The 13,320-nt window shown below is 36.9% G+C and carries 15 protein-coding genes and 1 tRNA gene; 8 read left to right on the forward strand and 8 right to left on the reverse strand.

Features of this window, described 5'->3' with window-relative positions; genetic code table 11:
• Positions 1-109, forward strand: a 109-nt coding sequence (locus tag Q1553_RS02110) for a flagellin (RefSeq protein ID WP_300842720.1), incomplete at its 5' end; no start/stop codon positions are given.
• A 113-nt stretch (positions 110-222) separates the two neighbouring features.
• Here the strand turns inward: Q1553_RS02110 and Q1553_RS02115 are convergent.
• The 3 genes from Q1553_RS02115 to Q1553_RS02125 are packed head-to-tail and all read right to left on the reverse strand — an operon-like array spanning position 223 to position 2,460.
• Positions 223-1,563, reverse strand: coding sequence for a UDP-N-acetylmuramoyl-L-alanyl-D-glutamate--2,6-diaminopimelate ligase (locus Q1553_RS02115; protein WP_300842719.1), 1,341 nt, complete (start codon positions 1,561-1,563; stop codon positions 223-225).
• A gap of 27 nt (positions 1,564-1,590) precedes the next feature.
• Entirely contained in the window at positions 1,591-2,187 is a 597-nt protein-coding gene (locus Q1553_RS02120; RefSeq protein WP_115550879.1) for a hypothetical protein, read from the reverse strand.
• 27 nt (positions 2,188-2,214) lie between these two features.
• On the reverse strand, positions 2,215-2,460 hold the full coding sequence (locus tag Q1553_RS02125) for a NifU family protein (protein ID WP_115550878.1): 246 nt from the start codon (positions 2,458-2,460) through the stop codon (positions 2,215-2,217).
• A gap of 197 nt (positions 2,461-2,657) precedes the next feature.
• Between Q1553_RS02125 and Q1553_RS02130 the strand changes: the two genes are divergently transcribed.
• The 4 genes from Q1553_RS02130 to Q1553_RS02145 all read left to right on the forward strand — a co-directional run bounded on the left by Q1553_RS02130 (position 2,658) and on the right by Q1553_RS02145 (position 6,237).
• Positions 2,658-3,389 carry a fumarate reductase cytochrome b subunit gene (locus Q1553_RS02130; RefSeq protein WP_115550877.1) on the forward strand — a complete coding sequence of 244 codons (732 nt, stop codon included), beginning with the start codon at positions 2,658-2,660 and terminating at the stop codon, positions 3,387-3,389.
• A gap of 11 nt (positions 3,390-3,400) precedes the next feature.
• A complete protein-coding gene (locus Q1553_RS02135; RefSeq protein WP_115550876.1) occupies positions 3,401-5,374 on the forward strand; it encodes a fumarate reductase flavoprotein subunit in 1,974 nt (657 codons plus the stop codon).
• Positions 5,371-6,117: a fumarate reductase iron-sulfur subunit gene (locus tag Q1553_RS02140; RefSeq protein ID WP_115550875.1), complete on the forward strand. Its 747-nt coding sequence runs from the start codon at positions 5,371-5,373 to the stop codon at positions 6,115-6,117. Before Q1553_RS02135 ends, Q1553_RS02140 begins: the two co-directional genes overlap by 4 nt.
• 32 nt (positions 6,118-6,149) lie before the next feature.
• Positions 6,150-6,237, forward strand: a tRNA-Ser gene (locus Q1553_RS02145).
• Positions 6,238-7,011: 774 nt separating this feature from the next.
• Here the strand turns inward: Q1553_RS02145 and Q1553_RS02150 are convergent.
• The 5 genes from Q1553_RS02150 to Q1553_RS02170 form a co-directional block, all read right to left on the reverse strand.
• Positions 7,012-7,554, reverse strand: coding sequence for a superoxide dismutase family protein (locus Q1553_RS02150; RefSeq protein WP_115550874.1), 543 nt, complete (start codon positions 7,552-7,554; stop codon positions 7,012-7,014).
• Between the two features lie 132 nt (positions 7,555-7,686).
• Positions 7,687-8,280 (reverse strand): MotE family protein, encoded by a 594-nt coding sequence (locus Q1553_RS02155; RefSeq protein WP_115550873.1) that lies wholly within the window; start codon positions 8,278-8,280, stop codon positions 7,687-7,689.
• Positions 8,277-8,702: a flagellar export protein FliJ gene (locus Q1553_RS02160; RefSeq protein WP_115550872.1), complete on the reverse strand. Its 426-nt coding sequence runs from the start codon at positions 8,700-8,702 to the stop codon at positions 8,277-8,279. Before Q1553_RS02160 ends, Q1553_RS02155 begins: the two co-directional genes overlap by 4 nt.
• A gap of 7 nt (positions 8,703-8,709) precedes the next feature.
• Positions 8,710-9,966, reverse strand: a complete 1,257-nt coding sequence (locus tag Q1553_RS02165) for an adenylosuccinate synthase (protein ID WP_297578563.1) — start codon at positions 9,964-9,966, stop codon at positions 8,710-8,712.
• A 10-nt stretch (positions 9,967-9,976) separates the two neighbouring features.
• Positions 9,977-10,852: an ATP phosphoribosyltransferase regulatory subunit gene (locus Q1553_RS02170; protein WP_115550870.1), complete on the reverse strand. Its 876-nt coding sequence runs from the start codon at positions 10,850-10,852 to the stop codon at positions 9,977-9,979.
• Positions 10,853-11,010: 158 nt separating this feature from the next.
• Between Q1553_RS02170 and Q1553_RS02175 the strand changes: the two genes are divergently transcribed.
• The 3 genes from Q1553_RS02175 (at position 11,011) to Q1553_RS02185 (ending at position 13,236) form a co-directional block, all read left to right on the forward strand.
• Complete coding sequence (locus Q1553_RS02175) at positions 11,011-11,496, forward strand: hypothetical protein (protein ID WP_298496930.1); 486 nt, start codon at positions 11,011-11,013, stop codon at positions 11,494-11,496.
• 96 nt (positions 11,497-11,592) lie between these two features.
• A complete protein-coding gene (locus tag Q1553_RS02180; protein WP_115550868.1) occupies positions 11,593-12,861 on the forward strand; it encodes a homoserine dehydrogenase in 1,269 nt (422 codons plus the stop codon).
• A gap of 6 nt (positions 12,862-12,867) precedes the next feature.
• A complete protein-coding gene (locus Q1553_RS02185) occupies positions 12,868-13,236 on the forward strand; it encodes a YraN family protein (RefSeq protein WP_297570842.1) in 369 nt (122 codons plus the stop codon).
• The last annotated feature ends 84 nt before the right edge of the window (positions 13,237-13,320 follow it).

The following is a 13,320-nucleotide window of genomic DNA, read 5'->3' on the forward strand; positions in this document are numbered from 1 at the left end:
AGCAGAGAGTGCAAACTACTCTAACTTGAACATTCTAGCTCAAGCTGGAAGTTATGCAATGAGCCAAGCAAATGCAGTTCAACAAAATATCTTAAGATTGCTTCAATAGTCTTTTTAAGATTCTTCCTAGAATCCCGCAAGGGATTCTATACTTTTCTAATCTCTTAACCTCTACTTTAATCTTTGGAAAAAGTATCCTTGAACAATCAAAACAATAGCGGATTAATGCAGAGATTCTAATGCTTTTTGTACTTCTTCGCAATCATCAAAATGCAAAGTTTTATTTCCTATGATTTGATAAGTCTCATCGCCTTTACCCAAAATCAATAATACTTCGTCGTTTTTAAGATTTTGAATTGCGATTCTAATTGCTTTGGCTCGGATTTCTTCTAGCAGAATTTCACGACGATTTCTTAAGTCTTGTGGGATTCCGCTTAGAATCTCTTGCATAATTTGTATGGGAATTTCACTGCGCGGATTATCACTCGTGATATAGAGTTTTTGCGCATATTTGGCTGCACATAATCCCATTTTTGGACGCTTAAGTTTATCTCTATCGCCCCCTGCGCCAAAGACAACAGCAATTTTTCTATGTAAAAAAGATTGAAAGATTTTTTCCATACCATCTTCTGTATGGGCAAAATCCACAATAATTAAAGGGGTTTGATGCACGACTTGCATTCTTCCTAACACTCCGCCAAAATTCTCTAATCTTTTGCAAATTTCATTTAAGGGGACATTTTCTAGCAATTTTACCGCCCCGATTGCTGCTAGTGCATTATAGAGATTGTGTTTGCCAAAAAGTGTGCATTCCATCGTTGCTTCTTCTTTGCCATAGGCGATTTGAGCAGTGATTCCCTCTTGCAAGCTGTAAGCTTTAGCATTGAGCGTTGCGGGGGATTCTATGCCATAGGTAATGGCTTTTTCTAGTGTATAATGTGCATTGGGTTCGTCTTTATTGATGAGTTTTAAATCCGCAGGATTGGAAAAAAAGGAATTTTTCACCGAAATGTAGTTTTCTAAAGTTTTATGATAGTCTAAATGGTCGCTTGTGATATTTGTAAGAATCCGCAAATCAAAATGTAATCCCTCAATGCGATTCTGCACAATGGCGTGCGAGCTAACTTCCATTATGAAATATGTGCAATTCTCACTTTTTGCTTCACTGATTGCACTATAAATTTCCAATAGACTAGGGGTTGTTAGTCCTTTGGGACGTTTTTCTTTGCCATTAATAAAGAATCCTCGTGTGCCAAGCAGTGCAACACAAAAGCCAAAATCTAGCAAAATAGAATAAATCATAGCGGCGGTTGTGGTTTTGCCATTTGTGCCAGTGATTCCAACAAGTTTTAAATCCAAATCAAAATATTCTATTAAATCTTTTGGGTAAATAAAAATTTCAAATCCATTTTTTTTTGCAGATTCTATGTAGTTTTGATTGCTTTGAGTGATTAAAAACGCGCAATTTTTAGGATTGCAGTCTTTGGTTTGCAGATTTTCTCTTGAGTCATCACTAATAAAGCGCAAAGCAGAATCGCAATTTTTCTGAACGGCTACTCGCATTTAATTTCCTTGAATATAATATTGATTTTAAACTTTTTTGTTTTGTAAAATTTTCCGATAAAGACGCATAAAATCTTTGTCGTAAAACAGCAGATTGCCCGCATTTTCAAAATAATTAATCGCAATGTCTTCAAAGCCAAATTTTACTAAATTTCTCACAAAGAATAAAAACTCATTTTTGTTAGTAAAGATAATTTTGGAGCTAAACATTAAATCTTCAAAGGCTTCTTTGAAGCCAACTTTTGCGGAATGAACCTCAAAGTCTTCATATAAGATTCCATCGTTTTTGTCAATCTCTGCTTCTTGCAAGCTCCAAATGGCAAGATTGAGTGCATAAAGATTTTTATCAAAGTTTTCAATCATCTCTAGCACAATTTCTTCCGCTTCCAAGTTGTTTTTATTGTGAATGACTTGATAATATTCAAAAAGCGCACGTGCCTCATCTTCATATTCTAATGCCATATCAGAAAGCATACAAAGCATAGTAAAATAAAGCGATTGCTTGGCGTTTAAGTTTTCTAAGAAAACATTTGCGCAAGAGAGAATCTCTAAAACACGGGAATATTGACGCTTGCGGAAAGCAAGTTTAGCTTTGTTTTTAAAATAGATAAAATCTTTTGTCATACGCCAACTTTCCTTAGAATTCTAAAATTATGGTACGTGGATTAGCTCAATATCAGGGTGAATATCGTTTTTAAGTGCGCGTTCAATGCCAAATTTCAAAGTTTGCGCACTGCTTGGACAGCCTTTGCAAGCACCCTCTAATCGGACGAATACTTTGCCATTTTCAATTTTTAACAAAGTTACATTGCCGCCGTCTTGAATTAATATTGGACGCACTTTGTCAATGCTTAATTCTACTGGTTTTAAAAGTTCTTTATCAGTAAATGGAAACATTTTTTTCCTTTTTAAATTGTTTTCTATTGGTTTTAATAAATTAGATAATACTTAAGTTTTCTTAAAGTTTTAATAAAAAAGTTCTTAAGTTCTTAAAAATATTTAATGTAATTTTATCTAAAATATTTTATAATTGCACGATTTTTAGGTTTAATGGCGTTGTGCATAGCACTAGTAATCTACTTTAGGAGGATTTTATGCAAAATGATGAAGTAGTAATTGAGAGTTATTTAAAAGTAACTTCAGAGCGCAAAAAAAGTAAGAATCCTGCGCGTTGGGATATGTTGCAAAGTATTACAGGAGCTATTTTAGCAATCTTTATTTTGCTTCATATGTGTTTTACATCTTCTATTTTACTTGGAACAGAAGCGTTTGAGGCAGTAGTCGGTTTTAGTGAAGGTTCATTTATTTTTGGTGGTAAAGGGATTCCACTTTTAACTACTTTGGTAGTGATTGTTATTAGTGTTGTTTTTGTGGCTCACGCGTTTTTGGCGATGAGAAAATTCCCAGCAAACTACCAACAATTTATGATTTTTAAAACACACAAGTCTTTGATGAAACATTGTGATACTACACTTTGGTGGATTCAATTTTTAACAGGATTTGCATTATTTTTCTTGGGTGGTGCGCATCTTATCACGATTCTTTTTAATTCCACAAGTATTAATGCATTCACTTCTGCGTCAAGATTTGTAGAGGGTAATTTGGCAGAATTTTACCTCGTGCTACTTGTTGTTATGGTGTTGCACGCAAGCATTGGAATGTATCGTGTCATCATCAAATGGATTCCGCTTGAAGCACCAACTACCGCACAGAGTAATGTAAAGCGTAAAAATATTAAAATTGCTGTATTTGCAGTTTTTATTGTTTTGGGTGTGATTGCATTTATCGCGGACTTCACTTGGATTGCCTTAGGCAAAACTCTATAAAGGAGAGATGAATGAAAATAGTATATTGCGATTCATTGGTAATTGGTGGAGGTTTGGCAGGACTTCGTTCGGCAGTTGCCTGTAAGGAGAGAGGACTTAACACAATCGTTTTGAGTTTGATTCCTGTGAAGAGAAGCCACTCTGCTGCCGCTCAAGGTGGTATGCAGGCAAGTCTTGGAAACTCTAAAATGAGTGATGGCGATAATGAAGATTTGCATTTTGCTGATACAGTAAAAGGAAGTGATTGGGGTTGCGACCAAAAGGTAGCAAGAATGTTCGTTACCACAGCACCTAAAGCAATTCGTCAATTAGCTGCTTGGGGTGTTCCATGGACAAGAATTAAAAAAGGTGATAGAACAGCAATTATTAATGCACAAAAAACAACTATTACAGAGGAAGAGTTTAGACACGGATTAATTCATTCTCGCGACTTTGGTGGGACTAAAAAATGGAGAACTTGTTATACCGCAGATGCAACAGGACACTCTATGCTTTTTGCTGTGGCAAATGAAGCATTAAAACGCGGTGTTCTTATCCACGATAGAAAGGAAGCTTTGGCTTTGATTCATAAAAATAATCGTTGTTATGGTGCGGTTGTGCGCGACTTAATTACAGGCGAATTAATCGGCTATGTTGCCAAAGGAACATTGATTGCAACAGGTGGTTATGGAAGAATCTATAAAGATACTACCAATGCTGTAATTTGTGAGGGAACAGGAACAGCATTAGCACTTGAAACAGGAATCGCAAAATTAGGCAATATGGAAGCGGTGCAATTCCACCCAACCGGACTTTTCCCAAGCGGGATTCTATTAACAGAAGGATGTCGTGGAGATGGTGGTGTTTTGCGTGATGTAGATGGTTATCGTTTTATGCCAGATTATGAGCCAGAGAAAAAAGAACTTGCGAGCCGTGATGTTGTTGCGCGTAGAATGCTTCAAAGAATCCGTGAGGGTAAAGGTGTAAGCTCTCCTTATGGCGAGCATTTGTGGCTTGATATTTCTATTTTAGGACGCAAACATATTGAAACAAATTTGCGTGATGTGCAAGAAATCTGCCAAGTGTTTGCTGGAATTGACCCTGCAGATAAATGGGCTCCTGTAAAACCAATGCAGCACTATTGTATGGGTGGAATCCGAACAAATGCTAAAGGCGAAACTGCGCTTGCCGGCTTATTTTCTGCTGGTGAAGCAGCTTGCTGGGATTTACACGGCTTTAACCGATTAGGTGGAAACTCTGTGAGTGAAGCGGTAGTTAGTGGTATGATTATCGGAGATTATTTTGCAGAATCTTGCACAGGAACTTATGCAGATATTGAAACAAAATTAGTGGAAGATTTCATTAATGCACAACAAGGATATTTGGATAGTATTTTGGCAAATACAGGCACAGAGAATGTGTTTGAAATCAAAAATAGTATGAAGCAAATTATGGGAGATAAAGTAGGAATATTCAGAGATGGTGAGCATTTAGCGTCTGCTGTAAGTGAATTAGAACAACTTTATATCCGCAGTAAAAATATTGGTATCAAGACAAAACGGCTTTCAGCAAATCCTGAATTAGAGGAAGCTTATCGTGTGCCAAAAATGTTGAAGATTGCATTGTGTGTTGCAAAAGGTGCATTAGACCGCACAGAATCTCGTGGGGCGCATAGTCGTGAGGATTATCCAAAAAGAGATGACCAAAATTGGCTTAAACGCACTTTAACAAGTTGGGAAGACCCCAATCAAACAATGCCAACCATTACTTATGAGCCACTTGATATTGCGACAATGGAAATGGCTCCGGGATTCCGTGGATATGGTGCTAAAGGAATGATTATTGAAAATCCAGAAAGCCTAAGACGTCAAGAGCAAATTGATAAAATACGTTCGGATATGGAAGCACAAGGCAAAAATCGCTACGAAATCCAAGAAGCATTAATGCCATTTGAATTGCAACCATATTATAAAGCACGTAATGAAAGAATAGGAGACAAACAATGAGTGGAGCAGTTCAAAGCAGTAATAGAGAATTAACGATTAGAGTATTGAAGTTTGACCCAAATAGCGCAATATCTAAACCTCATTTTGCAGAATATAAGCTCAAAGAAGCGCATTCTATGACGGTTTTCATTGTGTTGAATATGATTCGTGAACAATTTGACCCAGATTTGAGCTTTGACTTTGTATGTCGTGCAGGGATTTGTGGAAGTTGTGGAATGATGATTAATGGGCGTCCGCGTCTTGCTTGTCGCACTTTGACAAAAGATTTCCCCGATGGCGTGATTACTCTTATGCCATTGCCTGCATTTAAGCTCATCAAAGATTTGTCTGTGGATACAGGAAATTGGATGAACGGAATGAGTAAGCGCGTAGAAAGCTGGATTCACGCTCAAGAAAAAAGCGAAGAGCATATGTGTCAGATTGAAGAACGTGTGGAACCAGAAGTTGCGGCTGAAGTGTTTGAGCTTGATAGATGTATTGAATGTGGTTGTTGCATTGCATCATGCGGAACAAAACTTATGCGTGAAGATTTTGTGGGAGCTGCAGGATTTAACCGCGTGGTTCGGTTTATGCTTGACCCTCACGATGAGAGGACAGACGCAGATTTTTACGAGTTAGTAGGTGATGATAATGGTGTGTTTGGGTGTATGAGCTTGCTTGCATGCCACGATGTTTGCCCTAAAAACTTACCATTGCAAAGTAAAATTGCTTATCTTAGACGTAAAATGGCTACCGCAAAATAGTCTTTTTAGAATCCCTTTTGGGATTCAACTTTAGAGAGGTGTCCGAGCGGTTGAAGGAGCACGCCTGGAACGCGTGTAAAGTGCAAGCTTTCGAGGGTTCGAATCCCTTCCTCTCTGCCATATTAATTTTTACAAATTTCCTTGCAATCTTTCAATAAATAATAGATTTATATTCAATATAGAGAAAATTTTGTTCCACAAGCAATTCTATCATTAAAAATCTGACAATAAGGATTCCTCACTATGCTCTGATAAGATTTCATTTTGTAATAAAAATGGGTAGAATTTAAAAGTTTTTTATTTTTTAATGGATTTTAATCCTTGTTGAGTGAAAATATGAGTTGAATATGAATAGATTTTTAGAATCTTAGACTTAAAAAATGTATTAAATAATAGGGCGAGTGCCTTAATGGTGAAGAGGAATCTTATGTTAGCGGTTGGTTTGGCAAAGTAGTTTATAATATGGTATATTAAAGGTAGATACCAATCGTGAGGAAAAGCAAGGAATTTATCAAATGATGTGTAGGAAACAGAAGTGAGTTTTGTTGTGGATAGTTTTGAGATTACGTAACATATTGCATGCCAAGCTGGAAAATATGAGAGTATAGATGAGCGGTAAGTTTGAGTGAGTATTTCTCGTAGCTAGGCGAGTTGCAGAGAGTGGTTGTGGATACTTTAGAGAATATAAAATGTGAGAATTGCGAGAAAAGTTTAGCCCAAAAGCTAAAAGACTCAAGAGAGATTACAATAAAATCTTTAGAATCAAAGACAATTCTAAATCAAGCTGTTGAGAATCTTATTATGTAAATTCACTCTAAAGAAAGTTTGGCTTTGAATCTGAAATGTTTAAGATTCCTAGAATCTATTTTACAGGATTCTAGGAAGTTGTAAGATTTATTTAATTACACCGCAAACCATTCTAGCACCGCCTCCGCCAAGTGCTGCTGGAGTATCGTGATGATTATCTCCCCCAACATGAATCATTAAAGAATGGTTTTTTAATTCTGCTAAAGTTTTGATTTTTGGAGAAAGGACGGGATTGGTTGCATTGCCCTTTTCATCTACATAAAGTGCAGGTAAATCTCCAATGTGTCCCGTATCACTCCAAGGATAAGAATGAGCGTTTGTTTTGTATTTATCCCAATGTCCCCCCGCTTTCATTCCTAAGCCTTTTTCTGTTGCGCCGCAGTCTGGGTTCTCGTGGATATGGAATCCGTGCAAACCGCTTGCGATTCCTTGTAGATTGGGATAGAACGCCACACCATATTTTGTTTCCACTGCTACCACTTCACCTACATTTTTTGTATCCTCTTGTGAAAGTGCATTCATAGGGATTACCAAATGATTTTTTTCGTTTTTTGGATTATAAATATCTGCGCTCAAAGCCATACTTGCAATTAATCCAATGCCTAATGTGCCTACTAAAAGTTTTTTCATTCTCTTTCCTTGTATTGTTGATTATGCTATTTGTATAATAGTGCTTAAATTATAATCAAGGTTAAGTTTAAAATTGCTTTAGAAGTGCTTGAATTTATGGTTTAATTCAATTTTGTCCTAATCTAAAGGGAATTAAATCGCATTTTCTCCATTTTTTGGAATCGTATTGTTGGGAGTTTGTTGCGATTCTTTCTCCTCTTCAAAGGGTGGTCCTTTTTGTAATAATTGCGTTAGTATTGCTGCCTTTTGCGGTGTCATTTTTGCTAGAATCTTACTCATCACTTTTGTGTCAAGAGCAAACAAAATTTCAGCCGCTTCCGCTTCGGGTAGAGTTTCTAAAATAGCCGCAGATTTGGAATCTTTCATTCCTGCATAAGTTTCGCCTACTTTGCTTTGTGTTGCTCCACGAATTTGTTTTAAAATTTCCTCATTACGTTTTAAAAGACGCGTGATTTTTGCCTCTCTTTCTTCCATTTCTTTTTGCGCATTATTAAGCGCAATTTCGCGTTTTTTTAAATCCGCTTCTTTTTGGTCTAGAACATTTTGAGTGGCACTTTGCAAGGCTTGCAAGGCTTGTTGTTGTTCGTCAATCCTTTCAATTTCTTGGATAATTTCTGATTTACGTTGTTCAAAAATAATATTACAATCAATCAATTCGCGTTTATTTTCTGCCGCCCAAAGAGGTAGAATCCCAAAGGCTAAGAGGGGTAAAATCCATTGTTTCATTGTTGCTCCTTATGATTTGCATAAAGCATAACAGAGATTTCATCCAAATCTCTCACTTCTTGTTTTTTTGCCTTTTCAATCATTTTTTTAACTTCTAAACCATCTAAATACTTGGCTTTTTCAAACTCAATATTTCGCACCCTAAAATATTCTTGCAATTCTTTTTTTTGGCGTTTTAATTGTGCCAATTCTTGCATTTTAAAGTCAATCGTTTGCCGAAATTCCTCTTTGTGGTATGCAAAAGTCAAAAAGTTTTGGTAGATTCCACTTTTTGGCTCTTGAAGTGTTGCAAATTCTCGCACAAGTGCATCAATTTCGCTTTGTTTTGCGACAATAGCTTGGGCGTTTTTTTGCAACATAATTTCTGCCTCATCTACTTCCTTTTTGCGCAATAAGACAAGTTGAGTGAATTTTGTTTTCATTATATTTCTATCTAAAAATAGTGTCGTTCCTGTCTGGACTAGTAGAAATCATTGCAATTTTTACACCAATGAGCTTTTCTAATGCCAAAATATAGTCTTTTGCATTTTGTGGCAATTTGTCAAATTCTCTAATACACGCTGTTTTGTCCCAACCTTGAAAGGTTTGATAGATGGGTTTAATCTTCGTCAAATCACTTGGAAATTCCTCCAAACGCGTTCCGTTTTCGTCTTCGTATGCAACGCAGACTTTGACTTCGTCAAAGCCATCTAAAACATCTAGTTTCATCATTGCTAAAGCACTTGTGCCATTGAGGCGACAAGCGTATTTTACAGCCATAGCGTCTAACCACCCACAACGTCTAGCGCGCCCGGTTGTTACGCCAAATTCGCCACCTTTATTGCGTAAGGATTCCCCAATTTCTCCTGTCTCTTCTGTCGGAAAAGGTCCATTACCTACGCGCGTGCAATAGGCTTTGAGGATTCCGATAACTTCTCCTAACTCACGAGGTGCGATTCCTGTCCCACTGCAAGCACCAGCTGAAATTGTGGTAGAACTTGTAACAAAGGGGTAAGTGCCAAAGTCAATATCTAGCATACTTCCTTGCGCTCCCTCACACAAGATTTTTTCTCCCTTGTCCATTGCTTGCCAAAGCATATTTGTGGTATTTGCTAAAAAAGGCAAAAGAGCTTTTGCATAAGACTCTAGCTCGTTTTTAAGATTTTCTAAGGTTGGAATCTTTATCTGTATGCCTCTTTTTGCAATTTCTTCTAGTTTTTCTAGGACTTTTTTGGCAAGTTTTGTGGTGTCTTTTAACTCTTCAATGCGAATGCCTTTGCGCGAAACTTTATCGGTATAGGTTGGTCCGATTCCTTTGCAAGTTGTTCCAATAGCCTGTTTGGCTTGTTGTTCGCTTAACTTATCCAACATTTCGTGGTAGGGCAAAATCAAATGTGCTTTGGTGCTAATAAATAATCTTCCTTGTAATCCGCCATACATTTCTTTGAATTGCGCCATTTCCTCTATTAGCGCATTGGGGCTAATCACCACACCATTGCCAATGATATTTTTGCATTGTGGGTATAAGATTCCTGACGGAATCAAATGCAAAGCGTATTTTTTGCCCTCTACTACAATGGTATGCCCCGCATTGTGTCCCCCTTGATAACGGACGACATAATCATAATTGTGGGCGAGTAAATCTACCATTTTTCCCTTGCCCTCGTCGCCCCATTGAATCCCAACAATCAAATCTGCTTTACTCATCTCTCACTCCTTAAAACGATTGTATTAAATTATCTGTATAGATTGCAAATCCGCATGCGTTTTGTCCTAAAATTTCGTATTCTCCACCTAGGATCCAAGTAAGATTTTCTGCAAAAAATCTAAAAAATAAACCTTTATAATAACTCATTGGAGCATAATATAATGGAGAAACAAGGCAATGTACATAAGAAATCTTGGAAGCAAGGAGGTAGAGTTTTTCTAGCTCTTCCTCTAGTTTATTTGGTAAATCTTTGGTGTTTTGTAAAACTGCTTCTAGTGATTCCTTGTTGTATATGCGCAAAAGTTTTGCCATTAAGGGATTTGCACTTTCTATTGCTCCCACATCAATTTTTTCAAAGGCACTCAAAGGAATCCCGAAAATTTCTGCACAAATTTGTGGGATTTTAACATTAGAAAGTTGTAAAAAGATTTTTTTGCAGTAGGAATCTGGCGATTTTGTAAAGTTTGTGATTCCATTTAAGACTTGTAAAGACATTTCAATAAAAGGCAAAATATCACAATTTTCTAAGTTTTCTACACCAATTTGATGCACTTCAGTTGTGGGATAAATAAAGATGGGTTGGATATAAAACCAACGTTTGCCAATCGCAGCTTCGCGCAAATGTGGAGCAAGAAGACGAATTGTATCAATCGTGGAATCGTTGCGAAGAGCAATTTGATGATTGAATTGGTTATTGGTGCGCACGACTTCCCGACTATGTATGTCTCTTTGATGTTCTAAATAGGCAAAAGTGGGCGTTATAATTTCTTCATAACCATTTTGATACAGAATCGCACTTGCAAGGCTTTCTAATTCTCGCTTAACTTTGGCGTCTTTGCCAAAGTAGAGTTTGCAACCCTGTGGTATTTCATGGCTTAAAATCACAAAATATCCTTATAAAAATCTCTAAAGAGCGCATTGTAACATAATTTTGTATGAAACTTTTAATTTTTAGATAGCTTTAGTCTATTTTATTTCATAAAATGGACGATATTCTTTAAGAATTTTGTTATAATTACACAAGTTAAAAAAAGGAGATTTGTATGGCATTTAAGATTAATACACAACCTTACCAAATCCGTTATCCACAAGCTACACCAAGCACGTCTATAAATAAGCCTAGCACAGAACCGATAAAACAAACTATCAATACAGGTAAAACTACCACAACACCACAAATCAAATATCCCTCTCATAATTTGTTGAGCAAATACAATTCCGCAGGCTCTTATTATAACTTTCAAAACAGCCTTAACAATCAGTTAGGTATAAAAAACAAACCGACAAACTACAATACAGATGAGGGACAGCAGGCACTCATAGAAAATTTACAGCAGCAAAGTAATGCTTTTAATTATGGTTTAAATAGTGGAAGTTCTGCTATGGGTTGGAGCGACGCATTGGGGCAATATTTAGGTTTGGACGATATCGCATTGCAAAAAAAGTTGCAAGAGCAGCAGGGAGAACAAGCGCAAAGCGATTTTTTAAATGAGCTTTTGTGGAATCTTAAAAAGAATCTACCCTTATAGATTCCCCCTATTTGTCTGCATTAACGAGTGATAAACCTAAATTTTCTTTTACTTTAAGATGTTATAATTCCGCTTTAAATTATGTGAAAGGCAAGTATGAAACAGCTGACATTAGGGATTATTGGGCTTGGCACGGTGGGCAGTAGCGTTGCTAGAATATTAAAAGAAAATCAGGCACTCATTGCGGCGCGTTCTGGTTATGCGATTGTGATTAAGCAAGGCGTTGTAAAAGATTTATCCAAAAGTCGCCAAATTTTTGATTTTCCAATTACTAATGATGTAGATTCTGTCCTTGATGACCCAAAGATTGATATTGTCGTAGAGCTGACTGGTGGAGTAGATACTCCTTTTGAAATTGCTAAAAAAGCCTTGCGTAACTCCAAGGCATTTGTAACAGCAAATAAAGCAATGCTTGCTTATCATCGTTATGAATTGCAAAAAATTGCTGGAGATTTGCCAATTGGCTTTGAGGCGAGTGTCGCTGGTGGAATCCCGATTATCAAGGCTTTGCGTGATGGATTGGGAGCGAATCATATTTTAAATATTCGTGGAATAATTAACGGCACTTGTAATTTTATTTTAACCAAAATGAAAGAGCAGGGAGTAGAATATAAGGAAGTCTTGCAAGAAGCGCAAGATTTAGGTTATGCTGAAGCAGACCCTGCCTTTGATGTTGGTGGATTTGACGCAGCACATAAATTGTTGATTTTGGCAAGTATTGCCTATGGCATTGACGCAAAACCTGAAGATGTCTTGATTGAGGGGATTACACAAATCACACAAGAGGATATTGCCTTTGCAAAAGAATTTGGCTATCACTTAAAATTGCTTGGAATAGCGAAAAAGGACGGAGATGAAATAGAATTGCGGGTGCATCCGACCTTGCTACCCAAAGAGGCAATGATTGGAAAAGTAGATGGTGTGATGAATGCCATTAGTGTAGTAGGGGATTGTGTGGGTGAAACACTTTATTATGGAGCGGGTGCAGGTGGTAATGCAACTGCAAGTGCAGTGATTTCGGATATTATTGAGATTGCACGCACAAAAAGTTCACCTATGTTAGGTTTTAAAACCCCAAGCGATAAACTGCGACTTAAACCACTAGAAAAAATTATTAGCGCATATTATTTGCGTATTTTGGTATCGGATAAGCCCGGAGTTTTAGCAAAAATTGCAACTATTTTTGGTGAAGTAGGAATCTCTATTGATACTTTCTTGCAACGCAAAGCAAAAAATAAAAACCACTCTACCTTGTTGCTTTCTACGCATTCTTGCAGTGAAGCAGAGATTAGAGTTGCACTCCAGCGCATTGGTGATTTAGAAGTTGTGCAGACGACTCCTGTGATGATTCGGATTGAGAAATAATTTGCTCTGATGATAAAAAATTCTCCAAACACAACGCAAAAAGGCAAGGAGGCAGAATCTTTCGCGTGTGAGTTTTTAGGAAAACAAGGATTTGCTATTTTGGAGAGAAATTTTCATACGCGTTTTGGTGAGTTGGATATTATCGCTAAAAAGAATGGAATCTTGCATTTTGTGGAAGTAAAAAGTGGGGTAGGGTTTGAGCCTGTTTATAATCTCACTCCTGCAAAACTAAAAAAATTAACCAAAACTTTAAATATTTATTTAAATCAACAATCCATTCAAGTGCCTTATTGCCTTAGCGCATTGATTTTGTTTAAGCAAACTGCAAGCGATAATTTTTGCGTGCGTTGGCTAGAAAACTTAACTATGTTTTAATTTTATCTCCAATGTTTTTTGGCAGAATCTCACAAAATCCAAAAGCAGTAGTAGAGCAAATTTTGAAAGAAATGTAATTTTCCT

The sequence above is a fragment of the Helicobacter sp. UBA3407 genome (assembly GCF_949747025.1).
GTDB lineage: Bacteria > Campylobacterota > Campylobacteria > Campylobacterales > Helicobacteraceae > Helicobacter_D > Helicobacter_D ganmani.